Here is a 15588-nt window from a genome sequence, read left to right on the forward strand (position 1 = left end):
GCAAGGCAGAGAAGGACGCGGCTCAGGCGGACGTCGAGACGGCGGGACGCGCGGCTGCCTCGGGGGCGGATGCCCGTCGGACGGCCGGAAGCGTGAGCAGGCTCAGCAGGGCGATCACCGCAGCGGTCGCATAGAGCACGGCATAGTTGTCGGCCGCACCCGAGACCGGGTCGCCCCCGCCGACGCGCAGCAGCGCAGCCGCGGCGACGGGCACCACGACCTGCGGAATCGTCTCGGCGACGTTGAGCAGCCCCAGATAGGCACCCTCTCGCCGCGCGGGCAGCACGCGCATCGCCAGAGCCAGGTTGACGGCCAGGGAGGTGCCGACGGCGAGGCCCCCGGCTGCTGCCGCCAGCCACAGCGCGACGGGCGTCTCGGCCACCGCCCGCAGCATTGCAGCGGCAGCGAGCCCGACACCCGCGGCGGCGAAAAACGGCAGATAGCTGCCACGGCGTGACGCCCACGTTCCGCCGATGATCGCTCCGGCGACAATGCCCGTGCCACCGCACAGCGTCGCGACCATGGCCACGGGCGTCGCCGTCACCGTGTCGGCGGTCATCCGGTCGATGACCAGATAGAGGGTGAACGCCGCCGCGAGCGAGAAGGCGGCCTGCATCGCGAACCGCTGCAGCCACACCGCGACGAACGCGCGGGAGCCGGCGAAGCGAAGGAGCTCACGTCGGCGGGGCCCGGGTTCCGCGGGTGTCGCCTGCAAAGGCATCCGTTCGGGGATCATCATGGCCGCACCCACGACGACGACGGCGAGCGCCGGCATGACGAACGACACCGCGTCCACGTGGCGCGGCAGCAGCGCCGAGAGAGCCAGCGGCGGCAGGGTGCCGACGAAGGCCGCGGCGGTGAAGAGGCCGGACGCCGATCCGCGCTGCTGCTCGGTGACCGAGTCGGCCAGCAGCGCCGTGGAGGCTGCCATCGTCGCGTTGAAGGCGAGCTGAGCGCCGACCCAGCTCGCGGTGACCGCTGTGACGCTCTCGCCGGTGGCCAGAGCGGCGAGGAAGGCGAACCCCGCGAGGACTCCGCCCAGCATCCACGGGCGTCGTCTTCCCAGACGTCCGCGGGTGCGATCCGAGAGGGCGCCGAACAGCGGATTGGCGAGGAGGGCCGCCGCGCTGCCGAGGGCGAGCGCGGTGGCGAGGGCACCGGCACGCTGATCCTCGGGAAGGAGGGCGGCGAACTTCAGCGGCATGACCGCGACAACAGGGGCGGTGAGAGAGCCGAGCGTCACCAGATTCACCGCCGCCAGCAGCAGGACGACTCGTCGCGACTGTCGTGCGGTGGTTTGTGCGAGCAGCATGCGCATCCCTCTCATCCTCGAGCACTCTAGCTACACTGAGGGCATGATGTTCGCGGGTGATCTGAGCCCGCTGCCTCGCCGTCGCCTTCTGGACACCCTGTCGTCATCGCACCCCGTGGTCGCGCTGACAGGCCCGAAAGGAGCGGGAGCCTCCACGACGCTTCGCCAGTGGGCGGCTGACCGCGAAGACGTGACCTGGGCGGTGGGGATGGTGCCGGATGTCGTCGACAGCAGGTTCGCGGCGCACGGCGCCGCCCTCATCATCGACGACGCGGACGACCTCAGCCCCGATGACTGGGCTCGGCTCACGCGCCTGGTCGCGGCCAGACCTCAGCTGCTCGTGCGCCTCGCGGTGCACAGCCGTGCAGTCATACCGGCCTCGCACACGGTCGAGTTCGCTGAATCGATGCTCTTCACTGTCGCCGAGACCGCGGAATATCTCGCCCGGGCAGGGGCGGTGCTCGAGGCGGCGGCTGTGCATCGCGTCACCGGGGGACTTGCCGCTGCCGTCCGAGCGCTCGCGAGGCACACCGTCCTTTCTCCGCCCCTCGTCGACGCGGCTCTTGCCGCCCTCGCCCCGGAACCACTGCCCAGGGAATTCGCCGCCCTCGCTGCGCCGGATGTGCTCACCAACGAAGTCGCCGAAGCGCTGGGTGCGTCGAGCGAGTTCCTGGATCGCTGCGAGCGGTCGGGGATGGGGGAGTGGGTGCCGGGATTCGGGCATCCGCTGTTCGTGCTCTCCGGCCCTGTGCGGGCAGCCACCCGTGTCGCGCACCCCAGCCTCAGCGAACAGGTGCAGATGCACACTCGTCGACGGGCTGCCGAGGTGCTGCTGGCGCAGGGCGCCTGGTACGGGGCGCTGCGCGAAGGCGCGGCGACTCACGCCCTGGACATCGTCGACGCCGCGCTGAAGGGCGGCGGTCTGCCGCTGCTGCGCATGCACGGCGCCTCACTGCCCGAGTATCTCCGCAGCATCCGAGCGCGTGAACTGCGACGCTGGCCGGTCGTCGCCATGGCGCTCGCGTTGGTCTTCAACGCGCGCCGGGAGCATCGCGTGCGTGCCGCCGAGATGATGGGGATCGCGCTGATCGGTGCGCCGGTTGCGCCAGCCGGATCGGGCGAGCGTGCCTTGCTGAAGGTGATCGAGTCTGTGCTTCGGCGCCTGCTCGCGGTCGGCGACGGAGGAGTGAAAGCGGCGCAGTCCGCGGCGCGGATGCTTTCGGAGATCTCCGATGATGAGCGACAGTCGATAGCGGGCGTCCTCTCTGACCTGCACGCCCATGCTGGGATCAGCCTCATGAACGGTGGCCGCGATGCCGAGGCGGCAGCGGAGTTCGAGAACGCGCTGGCCGTGACATCCCGCCCCGCCGCCCGCCTCATCGCCCTCGGTGGACTCGCGCTGGTGCATGCGGATGCCGGTGACATGATCTCCGCGCGGAGTTGGATCGATAAGGCCCTGCGGCAGCCCTGGCACGACGGCATGCTGCAGGAGTACCAGGGCAGCATGCTGCTGATCGCCCACGCTCGCGCGCAGATCGAAGGTGGAGACCTCGACGGTGCGGAAGAGTCGCTCGACGGCGTCTGGCACATCATCGACACGATCGAGCACTGGCCCCTGCTCGTGCATGTGCGATCGATCATCGACATCTGCCGCGGCGATTCTCAGCTGGGGCTGGAGCGGCTGCACGCCGTGCGGCGGCAACGCGGATCGCGCATTCCGCGACGGCAGGCTCGGTTGCTCGATCTGACCGAATCCTCACTGCATCTCGCCGCGGGCGACATGGCAGCAGCCCGTGCACTCACCGTTCACACGCGCGACGCGCCTGCCGTTGTCTGTGGGGTTGCCCGCGTGCGGCTGTTCGACGGTGAGCCGGAGCGGGCGCTGCGTCTGCTGAGCGGCATCGCTGCCGAACAGCCGGCCGAACGCGCCGTCGTGGCGGCTCTGGAAGCCGTCGCGTTGCGTGATCTCGGCCGCGACCCGGCGGGCCCGGCGGCGCGGGCCCGGTCCGTGGCCCACGCCTTCGGGCTTTCGACGCCGTTCCTCCTGCTGCCGCCGGGTGGCCGGGAGGTCTTCGGTGACCAGATGCGATGGCAGGTCGGCGACTCGGTGGCGATGCCCATCGCCTCTCGACCGCGGCTGACCCCGAGGGAACTGGTGCTTCTCGGCCGGCTGGCCGAGACGCCCAATCTGCTCGACATCGCTGCCGAGCTGCACGTGTCGATCAACACCCTCAAGACGCAGCGCAGGAGTCTCTACCGCAAGCTGGGAGCGACGTCACGGGACGAGGCGCTCGCGATCGCCGCGGGATACGGCATGCTGAGCATCCGCCGACCCGCCGCGTCATCACAGGAGCGCAGCACTCGGTAACCGACGCCGGTCGTCGTGGTCGCTCGGCGTCAGCAGATATCGCAGGCCGCACTAGGCTGAGCTTCGGCATCGACCGCTGCGGTCGCTGCGCGCACTGCCATCCGCCGTGGCGGATTGCGCTTCGACGCAGGCGAGTGGAGTGCAGCGCGTGTCTCTCATCATCCTTGTCATCGAGGCTTCCGCTGGATCTCTTGAGGCGGGTGCGTCGTGCTGCTGAGCGCTGAGCAGGCTTCGCGCGGCGAGGTCCGGGTCTACCGCGGGGCGACCGTGGCCGACGGTGGCGACCGCTTCGTCGCCGACGTGGCGGTCGAGGGAAGCCGGATCGTCGGCATCCGCCGGCCGGAAGACGCGGATGCTCTTGTGCTGCCCCACGGCGCCGTCGAGATCGACGCCACGGGACTGCTGCTGGTGCCGGGTGCCATCTCGGTCAGCGGCCGCTCGAGCGAGACCCGCGGGGCCGACGCTCACATCGAGTCGGCGCGTCACGGCATCACGACCGAGGTTATGCCGGTGCCGCTTTCGACCTGGAGCGACGGCTCGTCGTCGAACGCCGTCGTGAACGTCGCGCCGCTCGTGTCGTACGACGAGCTGCGGGGCCTTGCCGGCGTGCTCGCCGGTTCGTCTGCGGCCAGCTCGCAGGTCGCCGAGATGCGGCTGCTGCTCGGCGAGGCGCTGGACGCCGGCGCCTTCGGCCTGGCCGGCGGGATCGAGCCGGCATCTGTCGACGAGGCGGCGCCCGTCGATGAGGCGGCGCCTGTCGACGAGGCGGCGCCCGTCGATGAGGCGGCGATCGAGGCGCTCTGCCGCGTCCTCGCCGAGCGCGGCGGATGCTGGGTCGCACAGCTCGACGATGCCGTCGCGCTCACCGACGCCGCCGCTCACGCGGCGCAGGCGATCGCGGAGCGCACGGGATGCCGGATCCTCCTTCTTCCTGCCCCGCACGGCGACGAGACCGCCGCCGTACCCCCATGGGAGCCCGCGACGCTGTTCGGCTTCGATCGCGACGACGCGCCCCGCGGCGTCGTGCGCGAGGGCGCCCGCGCCGACCTCGTGCTGCTGCAGCCCGACGCGGCGTCGGAGACATGGCCCACGGTCGTCGAGGTGCTCGTGGCCGGCGTGCCGGTGATCGAGGCCGGCGAGCCGACCGACGCCCGACCCGGGCGCCTCCTGCGGCGCCCGCCGGCCCCGCACCGGGCATCCGTTCCGCTCGTGGATCACGAGATCGACCCGGATGCCCCTGCCCACATCCTTCTCGCGGAGTCGACCGTCGTGGCCGAGCCGGGGCTGGAGGGGATCGGACGCATCCTGCAGGAGCGCCTCGGCACGACCGGCGAGCCGGCCGGCGAGTCCGTCGGCACCGGACGAATCCGCCTGCGCATCGACAGTGCTCTGCCGGCCGAGGGTTTCCGCATCACGGTGACAGCCGACGTCGTCGACATCGCCGGCGGCACACCCGAAGGCGTCTTCCGCGGCGCCATGACCTTCCGCCAGCTCTGCGATCCCGAGCATCCCGTCGGCACCCGCGTCCCGGCCGGGGTCTGGACCGGCGCGCCGGCGCTCGGCTGGCGCGGCGTGATGCTCGATGTCGCACGGCACTTCCGGCCGATCGCCGACCTGCGCCGGCTGATCGACCTGCTCGCCGACCACCACCTCAACGTGCTGCACCTGCACCTCACCGACGATCAGGGCTGGCGCTTCGAGGTGCCCAGCATGCCGCGGCTCACCGAGATCGGGGCGGTGCGCTCGGCCACCCAGCTCGGCCACGGCCCGGATGCCACGGTCGAACTCGGCCGGCACGAGGGCTTCTACACGATCGAAGAGCTGCGGCAGCTCGACGCGTACGCCGCCGAGCGGTTCATCACCCTGGTGCCCGAGGTCGAGCTGCCCGGCCACGTGCAGGCCGCGCTCGCCGCCTATCCCGAGCTGGGCAACCTCGACGTCTCGGAGCCTGCGACCGAGCCCTGGCCGAGCTTTGGCTTGAACCGACGCACGCTGGCCCCGACCGATGAGGCGCTGGCGTTCGGCTTCGCCGCCATCGACGCGCTGTGCGATGCATTCGCGTCGCCGTGGATCGGCATCGGCGGCGACGAGGTATCAGTCGACGAGTGGGCGGCGAGCCCCGCAGCCCAGCAGCGGATGCGCGAGCTGGGACTCGCGTCCGCACGCGAGGTGCAGCCCTGGTTCACTCGCGCATTCGTCGCGCACGTGCGCGCCCGCGGCCGCACCGCGCTCGCCTGGGACGAGGTACTCGAGGGCGACGTGCCCGACGGGGTCAGGCTGCTTGCCTGGCGTGGACCGGTCGCGATGCGCGAGGCGCTGCGGCGTGGCATCCCGGTCATCGCCTGCCCGGACCTCGAGTCGTACCTCGACTACCCGCAGGCTGACGACACCGACGAGCCGATCCGCGTCGGTCCGCCGCTGCCGATCGAGAAGACCTACACGCTGCACGTGCCTGACGGTGCCGAGGGCGGGCAGGCGAACGTCTGGACCGAGCACCTGCCCACGCGCGACCGCGTCGACTTCGCCATGTTCCCGCGCCTCTCGGCTCTCGCCGAACGCCTCTGGCAGGGCGGCACGCCGCCGCCGTTCGACGGGTTCGCCGCGCGACTGCCGGTGCAGCTGCGCCGGCTGCGCGCGGCGGGCGTGCAGTACCGTCCGCTCGACGGCCCGCTGCCCCCTCAACGGCGGCTCGGCGTGCCCGGAAAGCCGATGAGCGTCGCCCAGCGCGAGGCCATCGTCGCCGGGCTCGTGGCGAGCCTCCTGCCGGGTTCACCGGGGGAGTAGCGTTTCCCTCGCACGGCTAAGCCGTGCATCCGCATCTCCTGATCACCGAGGTCGCTGACTGACATGCCCGAATCGGCACCCATCCCCTCCGGACGCCCGCACAGCGCGGCGTTCTGGTTCGGCGCATCCCGAGCCCTGCGCTCGCGCGTCAAGGTGCTTCCCGAGCACGCCCGCGGGCACAACCGCGCGCTCGTGCTCGAGACGCTGTACCACGCAGGGCCCATGAGCCGCGCCGACCTCGCCCGCGCGACCGGACTCACGAGAGTGACGGTGTCGGAGCTCGTCGCCGAGCTCATCGACGACGCGATCGTGCGGGCGACCGGCACGCGCGAGGTGACCGGCCCCGGCAAGCCCGCGGCTCTGGTCGACGTCGATCGCGGCGGACACCACATCGTCGGCATCGACATGTTCGCGTCCGATGTGTTCTCGGGCGCGCTGCTGACCCTCGACGGCGAGGTGATCGTGCGCGACACCGTCGAGCGCCCCGCCGACGACGACGGGGATGCCACGCTCGCCGCGGTGCTCGACCTCGCGAAGCGGCTGATCGCAGCATCCGACCGCCCTCTTCTCGGCGTCGGCATCGGCACCCAGGGCCTGGTGGATCCCGACGGCACCGTGCTCAGCTCGCCGAACCACGGCTGGCATGACCTGCCGCTGCAGAGACAAGCCAGCGCCGAACTCGGGCTGCCCGTGATCGTGCGCAACGACGCCAACGCCGCCGCGCTCGCGGAGTACACCTTCGGCAGCGGCTCGGGCGACTTCGTGCTCATCGCGATCGGCCGCGGCGTCGGCGCGGGGATCGTCTCAGGCGGGCAGCTGCTGACCGGCAGCCGCTTCGCCGCCGGCGAGATCGGCCACGTCGTGATCGGCACCGACAGCGGCCCCCGGTGCGTGTGCGGGCGGAACGGATGCCTGGAGGCATGGGTCAACGTCGGCCGGCTCACCGCGGCGATCGCCGAGGCGCCCGAGGAGCGCGATCGGATCCTCCGCGATGCGGGCGAGCGTCTGGGCATCGCGCTCGCGCCCATCCTCGCGGCGCTCGACCTGTCGGACATCGTCGTCTCGGGGCCTGACGAGCTGCTCACCGACGCGTTCTTCCAGGCTGTCGTCGACACGCTGCAGGCGCGCACGCTCGAGGGCGTCTTCGACGATGTCTCGGTGCGCAGGACCGCCCAGACGGAGATCGTGCTGCGCGGTGCGGCGGTGGCGGTGCTGTCGGATCAGCTCGGCATCTCGTGAGCTCTGGCGCCCCTTAGGGTCGGAGCCTCTCGGGCCCTTCGCCTCTTAGGCCCGTCGCCCCGTAGCCCCTTCGCCGACACCCCCAGTTGCCGCCGAGACCCCTGGGTACGGACGTCCGTACCCAGGGGTCTCGGCGTGAAGTGGGGGTGTCGGCGGGGATGGCGACCGGGCGCTGCCCGACGGGGCTACCCGTCGGGGCTACGCGCCGGGGATGTCGTCGATCGCGACGCCCGAGGCACGCAGTACCGGCACCAGGGCGCTGAGGCGCGCGATGTAGGAGTCCCAGGTGCGCTCGGCGCCCTCGCGCGGCGACCATGCGATCTCCGCGTGCGCGGTGATCCGCGGGTACACGAGGGCGTCGATGTCGGCGGGCGATTCGACCGTCTCGGTCCACAGCGGAGCCTCGACGCCCAGGATCGCGCTCTCGGGCGCACCGGGCACGATCGCGGCCGGATCCCAGTCGTAGGCGTCGCGCAGCGGGATGGTCCCCGCCCACGTCAGTCCGAGCGGGAAGTCGGCGTCGGGCTTCATGTCGAGGTACGTGCGGTTCGACGGCGACATGATCAGTCCGCCGTCGCGCTCGATGAAGCCCAGGGCCTCCTCTGCGTGCGAACCGGTCGGCACGGAGTAGCCCCAGTACTGGCCGACGGTGCCGGCGGCCATGCCGGGCACCGCTCCCGCCTCGTGCCAGGCGATCGGGGTCTTGCCCGTCTCGGCTGCGATGCGCGTGGTGCGCTCGATGAAGGTCGCGAAGTCCTCCGCCGAGGTGCCCAGGCACTCGTCGCCGCCGATGTGCAGATAGGGACCGGGGGTCATCTCGGCGAGCTCGCCGAGCACGTCCGCGACGAAGCGATAGGTGCCCTCGTCGTGGATGCGCACCGAGGAGTGCCCCACCGCCCAGCCCGAGAAATGCTCGCCGTGGGCGGGAAGCGGCTGCTGCAGCCGCTGCGCCTCGGCGACCATCAGCTCGCTGATGACCGGCTGCTCGACGAGCTCGGGGTACGCCACCCCGACGGCATGCGTGTGCCCGGGCAGATCCACCTCGGGCACGACGGTCATGTGACGGGATGCCGCGTGCTCCACGATCCGGCGATAGTCGTCCTTCGAGTAGAACCCGCCCGGCCCGCGTCCGCCGTCGCCGATCGAGGCGAGCTCGGTGAGCAGCGGCCACGCGTCGATCTGGATGCGCCAGCCCTGGTCGTCGGTGAGATGCAGGTGCAGGTGGTTGAACTTCAGGGCGCTCGCGCGGTCGATGTACGAGATGACCTCGTCGACGGGGGAGAAGTGCCGGGCGACATCGAGCATCACCCCTCGGTACGCGAAGCGCGGCGCATCCTCGATGTGCACGCGCGGCACCCGGCATCCGTCCCCCGCCTGCGTCAGCAGCTGCAGCAGCGTGCGCGTGCCGTAGAAGAGCCCGGCGGGGGTGGCGGCCGAGATGCGCACGGCGTCGCCGAGTGAATCGAGGACGTAGCCTTCTGCGGCGGAGCCGTCTTCGGAAGCCGGGGTGTCGAGCGAGAGCACGATGCCGGCGGGTGCGTCGGCTGCTGCGTCGGCCGCGTCGCCGAAGCGTGCCGACAGATCTCGCGCCAGTGCGGATGCCGTTTCGCCCGGCCCGCTGATGCGCAGCGAGGGGAGTGTGAGCTCGCCGGCCTCCCGCGTGAGCTGCGCGGGGGCGGGAATCAGGGGGAGAGCAGCGGTCGAGGGGCGGATGTTCTCGTCGGGCGCCGTCGCTTCAGTTAAGACCATGAACAAAACGCTAGCCGGGTCGCGAAGGATTTGCCAGGGCCGCGGAGAAGAGGTTGGGACGCATTTCAACCGCCGAGTCCAGATCGTTATTCAACGACGGGCGACAGAGCTTGTGAGGGCCTGGGGTATTTGTTAGGTTGCTGTCCTAACAAACCTTCCTGGTTTGTTGGGTGGACCTTCCACCGTCCCTCCTGCAATGCAGCACCGAGAGGAAGATCGGAATGATCAGCAAGACCACGCGCAGGTATGCGCTCGCAGCAGTTGCGGGGGCATCCACCCTCGCGCTCGCCCTGACCGGATGCTCGGCCGGCGGCGGCAACAACTCCGGTGACGGCTCGTCCGACCGCGCGCTGCGCGTGTGGGCCGGCAGCCAGACCCCGATCGAGGCGAACTACAACCCGTTCGCGCCGACCGTCCTGCACGGCGCGCTCGGTCCCATCTACGAGCCGCTGTTCTTCTTCAACAAGACCTCCGACAGCGAGCCCGTCGGACTCATCGGCGAGTCGTACGAGTACAACGAAGACGGCACGCAGATCACCGTCAAGATCAAGGACGGTCTGAAGTGGAACGACGGCAAGCCGCTGACCGCTGAGGACGTCGTCTTCTCGTTCAACTACGAGGCCAACAACCCCGAGGGCAACGGCCTGGTCTCCGCAGAGGCCACCGACGAGACCACGGCGGTGCTGACCTACGACAGCGCGCAGTACACCACGGAATTCCAGCGCATGGGCTCCAGCTACATCCTGCCCAAGCACATCTGGTCCGAGGTCGACGACTACATGACCTTCACCAACGAGGAGCCCGTCGGCTCGGGTGCGTACAAGGTCGCGAAGACCACGAAGGAGTCCTACTCCCTCGTCGCCAACCCGGAGTACCGTGACGCGGATGACCTCGGTGTCAAGAAGGTGCAGTACATCGCCGTCGACAACAACCAGACCGCGCAGGACCTCCTCGCTGCGGGCAAGCTCGACTGGGCCGGCATGTTCATCCCGAACCCCGACTCGGTGACCGGCAACGGCAAGGTCGAGTGGATCAACACCCCGCAGGACCCGACCGTGCTCTACACCTGCTCGAACGCCGACCTCGGCTGCACGGGTGCGCAGACCGACGTCGCCGTCCGCCAGGCGCTGAACGTCGCCATCGACCGCAACACCATCAAGGAGAAGGCATTCGTCGGCCTCACCGGCGACGCCTCGCCGACCTTCGCGCTGCTTCCGCGCGACGAGAAGTGGGTCGCCGACGCGGCGAACAAGACCAGCCCGCAGGAGGCCGACCCGGCCGAGGCAGGCAAGATCCTCGAGGCTGCCGGCTACGCCAAGGGCTCGGACGGCTTCTACGCCAAGGACGGCCAGGTCGTCGAGATGAGCCTGACCTCGGTCGACGGCTGGACCGACTACAACGACGCCGCCAAGCTGATCGCCGAGCAGGCCGCTGAGGCCGGCATCAAGGTCAACGCGTCCACCGTGCAGTGGCAGGAGTTCTCCGACTCGCGTCAGACCGGTCAGTACGAGCTGATCATGGGTGGCGTCATCGGCACCTCCGTGGCCGACCCGTTCCAGATCTACCGTGACTGGTTCGGCGGCGAGCAGGTGCAGTCGACCAGCGCCGTCGGCACCGAGATCCCGTCCGGCCGCTGGAACTTCAGCCGCTACAGCAACCCGGTCGTCGACCAGGCTGTGACCGCCGCCGTCAGCACCAACGACGAGGCCGCCAAGAAGGAGCTGTACGGCACGATCCAGACCGAGATCGTCCGCGACCTGCCCTACATCCCGCTGGTCATCAACGCCACCCAGACCTTCTACAACGCGAAGGACTACACCGGCTGGCCGACTGAGGACGACCTCTACGCCTTCCCGCCGTCCTGGGGCGCCATCGCGGCAGGCTACGTGCTGCCGAAGCTGAAGCCCAGCAACTGACGCAATGCATTCGTGGGAGTGGGAAGTTCTGAGGAAGTTGTGACATGAAGTTCTATGCAAGACGGATCGGGTTCTACGCGGTGACGCTGTGGGCCACGATCTCCCTCAACTTCCTGCTCCCGCGGATGATGCCGGGCAACCCTGCCGACATCATGATCGCCAAACTGCAGCGCGCAGGTGGCGACGTGTCGGAGGACACCATCCGCAACATCAAGCTGCTGCTGGGCGGCGACGACCAGCCCATGTGGCAGCAGTACCTCGGGTACTGGGGACGCATGTTCCAGGGCGACCTGGGCATCTCGGTCACCAAGTACCCCGCACCGGTCACCGAACTGATCGCCGAAGCTCTGCCGTGGACGCTGATCCTGGTCGGCACCGCCACCGTCATCTCCTTCATCCTCGGCGTCGGGCTCGGCGCCTGGGCCGGATGGAAGCGCGGCACCTGGGTCGACAACATCATCCCGGCCACCACCGTGCTGCAGTCGATCCCGTACTTCTGGCTCGCGCTGATCCTCGTGTCGGTCTTCGCCGTGGGGCTGGGCTGGTTCCCGATCTTCGGCGGCTACGACGTCTTCGACTTCCCGGACGGCCCGTCGATGGACGGCGCGTTCCTCGCCGACGCCGCGAAGCACGCGATCCTTCCGGCACTGACCATCGTGCTCAGCTCGGTCGGCGGCTGGCTGTTCGGCATGCGCAACATGATGGTGTCGACCCTCGCGGAGGACTACATCACCACGGCCGAGGCCAAGGGGCTCCGTCCGCGGCGCATCCTCACCACCTATGCCGCGCGCAACGCCGCCATCCCCTCGATCGCCGGCTTCTCGATCACGCTCGGCTTCGTCGTGGCCGGCTCCATCGTCATGGAGCAGGTGTTCACCTACCCCGGCGTCGGCAAGCTGATGTTCCAGGCCGTCCTCAACAGCGACTACGCGCTGATGCAGGGAGTCTTCCTGGTGATCACCATCGCGGTGCTCGCTGCCAACTTCTTCATGGATCTCGTCTACGGATTCATCGACCCGAGGGCACGCCAGAATGTCTGATTCCATCACCCGCGACCCCGCCGAACTCGCCATCATCGAAGACGAGGCGCCCGCGCCTGCTCTCCCGGGCACGCAGGCGCTCGTCGTCCAGCCCAAGCGCCGTGGCGGCGCGAAGGCGCTGCTGCCCACGATGAGCCCCAAGCTGATCGTCGGCCTCGTGCTCGTCGGCGCGATCGTGCTGTTCGCCATCATCGGGCCGCTGCTCACCCAGAATCCGCGCAACTCCAAGAACCCCGCTCTGTCGCCGCCTTCCGGTGAGCACCTGCTGGGCACCACGAAGCTCGGCTACGACGTGCTCGCGCAGCTGGCGCACGGCGCGCAGGGCTCGCTGATGGTGGGCCTGATCGCCGGCGGCATCGCGATCGTCCTCTCGCTGATCTTCGGTGTGCTGGCCGGCTACCTCGCCGGATGGCAGGAGGACGTGCTCTCGCTCGTCACGAACATCATGATCGTGATCCCCGGACTTCCGCTGGTCATGGTCATCGCCGCGTTCGCGCCGACCCGCAGCCTGCAGCTCGTGGCGATCGTGCTGGGCATCACCTCGTGGGCCGGAGCCGCGTACGTGCTGCGGCTGCAGACCCGCTCACTGCGCACCCGCGACTACGTCTACGCCGCGAAGGTGGCGGGGGAGCGCTCGGTCCGGATCATCCTGGTCGAGATCATGCCGAACCTGCTGCCGCTGCTGGCCGCGCAGTTCCTCTTCGCGATCATCTTCGCCATCCTCGGCGAGGCCGGCCTGTCGTACCTCGGGCTCGGACCCACCGACTCGATCACCTGGGGCACCATTCTCAACGAGGCGCAGTCGGGCCAGGCGCTCGGCCAGGGAGCCTGGTGGTGGTTCGTCCCGCCGGGGATCATGATCGCCGCGCTCGGCTGCGGCCTCGCCCTGATCAACTTCGCCATCGACGAGATCATCAACCCGCGACTGCGCACCGCGCCGCAGGCGGCGCGCAGCGTGCGCAAGGCGGCCAAGTCGAAGGGAGTGGCAGCATGAGCGCCGCCGAACCGGTTCTGTCCGCACGCAACCTGTCGATCGAGTACGAGGTCGATCCGCCCGTGCGGGCCGTGCGCGACGTCACGATCACGCTGAACCGGGGCGAGATCCTCGGTCTCGCGGGTGAATCCGGATGCGGGAAGACGACCCTCGCGTACGGTCTGAACCGCCTGCTCAAGGCGCCCGCGCTGATGACCGGCGGCGAGGTGGTCTTCCACGACCGCAGCGGCGAGGACATCGACGTCGTCGCTCTCGGCGACGAGCAGCTGCGCGCATTCCGCTGGGACAAGATCTCGATGGTGTTCCAGGGCGCGATGAACTCGCTCAACCCGGTGATCAGCGTCCGTGCGCAGATCTACGACATCTTCGACACGCACCGCCCCGGCATGTCGCGCCGCGCGAAGAAGGAGCGCGCGGAAGAGCTGCTGAGCCTGGTCGGCGTCGACCCGAACCGGCTCACGAGCTTCCCGCACGAGCTGTCCGGCGGCATGCGTCAGCGCATGATGATCGCCATGGCTCTCGCGCTCGACCCGCAGGTGATGATCATGGACGAGCCCACCACGGCGCTCGACGTCGTCGTGCAGCGCGACATCATCCGCGAGATCATGCGTCTGCGTGAGCGCCTCGGGTTCGCCGTCATCTTCATCACGCACGACCTCCCGATGCTCATCGAGATCAGCGACCGCATCGCCGTGATGCTGCAGGGGCAGATCGTCGAGCAGGGGACGGCCGAGGAGATCTACCGCACACCACAGCACGAGTACACGAAGCGACTGCTGTCGAGCTTCCCGAGCCTGCGCGGCGAACGCGGCGACTTCGTGCGCACCGGTTCGCAGATGAGTCAGGAGCTGGCCCGATGACCGACAACCGCACCCTCGAGGCCCGCAACCTGGTGAAGGACTTCACCCTGCGCTCGGGGCTCCGCACATCCCGGCTGCGTGCCGTCAACGACGTGTCGTTCACGCTCGAGGCCGGCAAGACGATCGCCCTGGTGGGCGAGTCCGGCTCGGGCAAGTCGACGATCGCCCGGATGCTGATGAAGCTGGAGACCCCGTCGTCGGGCCAGATCCTGCTCGACGGCAAGTCGACCGGAACGCGAGGCCGGGAGATCGCCCCGTACCGCTCCGACGTGCAGATGGTCTTCCAAGACCCCTTCGCGTCGCTGAACCCGTTCCACAGCATCGCTCACCACCTCGAGCGCCCGCTGCGGCTGCACCACCCCGAGCTCAAGGGGGCGGACCTGCGAGCTCGCGTCGTCGAGCTGCTCGAGCGCGTGCGTCTCTCGCCGGCCGAGAGCTACGCTGATCGGCGTCCGCACGAGCTGTCAGGCGGACAGCGGCAGCGCGTCGCGATCGCCCGGGCGCTTGCGCCGGGAGCCCGCTTCATCGTGGCCGACGAGCCGGTGTCGATGCTCGACGTGTCGATCCGCCTGGGCGTGCTGAACCTCCTCGCCGACCTGCAGCGCGAAGACCACCTGGGCGTGCTCTACATCACTCACGACCTCGCCACGGCACGTCACTTCAGCGACGAGATCATGGTGCTGTACCGCGGCGATGTGGTCGAGCGCGGGCCCAGCGACAAGGTCATCCTCGATCCTCAGCACGAGTACACCAAGCGCCTGCTCGCCGCAGCACCCGAGCCGGAGAACTTCGGCCGGCTGCGGGATGAGGTGCGTCGCGAGCTCGCTGCGGGCTGACCCAGCCGGTGCCGACGAGGGCCGCCGAGTAGGCTGAGAGCGTGATTCACGGAACCGGCATCGACCTCGTCGACATCGCACGGTTCGAGCGATCGGTCACCCGCACGCCGAAGCTGCTGCAGCGCCTGTTTACCGAGACGGAGCAGCGGCTCCGGCTGCCCTCCCTCGCGGCGCGGTTCGCCGCGAAGGAAGCGCTCATCAAGGCTCTCGGCGGCAGCGACGGGGTGCACTGGACCGAGATCGAGATCGGCGCGGAGCCGGCGGGCAAGCCGCTGTTCCTGCTCAGCGGCTCGACCGCCGCGGTCGTCGCCGAACGAGGCATCACGACCCTGCACCTGAGCATGACGCACGACGCCGGCCTCGCCATGGCGTACGTGATCGCGGAGGGCGTCACCGCATGATGTCCCCGTCCCCTTCCCCCTCCCCTTCCCCTTCCTCCTCCGCCGAGACCCCCACTTCCTGCCGACACCCCCACGTACGAACGTCCGCA

11 protein-coding genes are annotated in these 15588 nt (G+C 69.7%); 9 read left to right on the forward strand and 2 right to left on the reverse strand.

Annotation, left to right across the window (positions count from 1 at the left end):
• Positions 1–22: 22 nt before the first annotated feature.
• On the reverse strand, positions 23–1318 hold the full coding sequence (locus tag ACIPV2_RS01650; protein WP_400837588.1) for an MFS transporter: 1296 nt from the start codon (positions 1316–1318) through the stop codon (positions 23–25).
• 37 nt (positions 1319–1355) lie between these two features.
• Between ACIPV2_RS01650 and ACIPV2_RS01655 the strand changes: the two genes are divergently transcribed.
• From ACIPV2_RS01655 to ACIPV2_RS01665, 3 genes are all read left to right on the forward strand, one after another.
• Positions 1356–3680, forward strand: a complete 2325-nt coding sequence (locus tag ACIPV2_RS01655) for a LuxR C-terminal-related transcriptional regulator (protein WP_400837591.1) — start codon at positions 1356–1358, stop codon at positions 3678–3680.
• Positions 3681–3887: 207 nt separating this feature from the next.
• On the forward strand, positions 3888–6464 hold the full coding sequence (locus tag ACIPV2_RS01660; protein ID WP_400837594.1) for a family 20 glycosylhydrolase: 2577 nt from the start codon (positions 3888–3890) through the stop codon (positions 6462–6464).
• Between the two features lie 63 nt (positions 6465–6527).
• Positions 6528–7703 (forward strand): ROK family protein, encoded by a 1176-nt coding sequence (locus ACIPV2_RS01665; RefSeq protein WP_400837597.1) that lies wholly within the window; start codon positions 6528–6530, stop codon positions 7701–7703.
• A 198-nt stretch (positions 7704–7901) separates the two neighbouring features.
• Here ACIPV2_RS01665 and ACIPV2_RS01670 read toward each other — a convergent pair whose 3' ends face one another.
• Positions 7902–9452 carry a beta-N-acetylhexosaminidase gene (locus ACIPV2_RS01670; protein WP_400837599.1) on the reverse strand — a complete coding sequence of 517 codons (1551 nt, stop codon included), beginning with the start codon at positions 9450–9452 and terminating at the stop codon, positions 7902–7904.
• Between the two features lie 221 nt (positions 9453–9673).
• On the opposite strand from ACIPV2_RS01670, the gene ACIPV2_RS01675 reads away from it, so the two are divergent.
• Genes ACIPV2_RS01675 through ACIPV2_RS01700 form a run of 6 tightly spaced genes read left to right on the forward strand, consistent with a single transcriptional unit; the run spans position 9674 to position 15499 of the window.
• Positions 9674–11368, forward strand: a complete 1695-nt coding sequence (locus ACIPV2_RS01675) for an ABC transporter substrate-binding protein (protein ID WP_400837602.1) — start codon at positions 9674–9676, stop codon at positions 11366–11368.
• A 44-nt stretch (positions 11369–11412) separates the two neighbouring features.
• The gene (locus ACIPV2_RS01680; RefSeq protein ID WP_101188199.1) at positions 11413–12408 is read left to right on the forward strand and encodes an ABC transporter permease; all 996 of its coding nucleotides are present in this window, start codon (positions 11413–11415) and stop codon (positions 12406–12408) included.
• The gene (locus tag ACIPV2_RS01685; protein ID WP_400837606.1) at positions 12401–13402 is read left to right on the forward strand and encodes an ABC transporter permease; all 1002 of its coding nucleotides are present in this window, start codon (positions 12401–12403) and stop codon (positions 13400–13402) included. The genes ACIPV2_RS01680 and ACIPV2_RS01685 overlap by 8 nt, the downstream gene beginning before the upstream one ends.
• Positions 13399–14262: an ABC transporter ATP-binding protein gene (locus tag ACIPV2_RS01690; protein ID WP_101188201.1), complete on the forward strand. Its 864-nt coding sequence runs from the start codon at positions 13399–13401 to the stop codon at positions 14260–14262. The genes ACIPV2_RS01685 and ACIPV2_RS01690 overlap by 4 nt, the downstream gene beginning before the upstream one ends.
• Positions 14259–15098, forward strand: a complete 840-nt coding sequence (locus ACIPV2_RS01695) for an ABC transporter ATP-binding protein (protein WP_101188202.1) — start codon at positions 14259–14261, stop codon at positions 15096–15098. The genes ACIPV2_RS01690 and ACIPV2_RS01695 overlap by 4 nt, the downstream gene beginning before the upstream one ends.
• A 41-nt stretch (positions 15099–15139) precedes the next feature.
• Positions 15140–15499, forward strand: coding sequence for a holo-ACP synthase (locus tag ACIPV2_RS01700; protein ID WP_400837610.1), 360 nt, complete (start codon positions 15140–15142; stop codon positions 15497–15499).
• Positions 15500–15588 lie beyond the last annotated feature (89 nt).

The sequence above is a fragment of the Microbacterium sp. NPDC089987 genome, from assembly GCF_044748505.1.
Classification (GTDB): domain Bacteria; phylum Actinomycetota; class Actinomycetes; order Actinomycetales; family Microbacteriaceae; genus Microbacterium.

Coding starts and splice junctions, on each gene's coding strand:
- ACIPV2_RS01695 (WP_101188202.1), top strand. CDS start 14,259: ATGACCGACAACCGCACCCTCGAGGCCCGCAACCTGGTGAAGGACTTC.
- ACIPV2_RS01675 (WP_400837602.1), top strand. CDS start 9,674: ATGATCAGCAAGACCACGCGCAGGTATGCGCTCGCAGCAGTTGCGGGG.
- ACIPV2_RS01650 (WP_400837588.1), bottom strand. CDS start 1,318: ATGCGCATGCTGCTCGCACAAACCACCGCACGACAGTCGCGACGAGTC.
- ACIPV2_RS01680 (WP_101188199.1), top strand. CDS start 11,413: ATGAAGTTCTATGCAAGACGGATCGGGTTCTACGCGGTGACGCTGTGG.
- ACIPV2_RS01685 (WP_400837606.1), top strand. CDS start 12,401: ATGTCTGATTCCATCACCCGCGACCCCGCCGAACTCGCCATCATCGAA.
- ACIPV2_RS01690 (WP_101188201.1), top strand. CDS start 13,399: ATGAGCGCCGCCGAACCGGTTCTGTCCGCACGCAACCTGTCGATCGAG.
- ACIPV2_RS01670 (WP_400837599.1), bottom strand. CDS start 9,452: ATGGTCTTAACTGAAGCGACGGCGCCCGACGAGAACATCCGCCCCTCG.
- ACIPV2_RS01665 (WP_400837597.1), top strand. CDS start 6,528: ATGCCCGAATCGGCACCCATCCCCTCCGGACGCCCGCACAGCGCGGCG.
- ACIPV2_RS01655 (WP_400837591.1), top strand. CDS start 1,356: ATGATGTTCGCGGGTGATCTGAGCCCGCTGCCTCGCCGTCGCCTTCTG.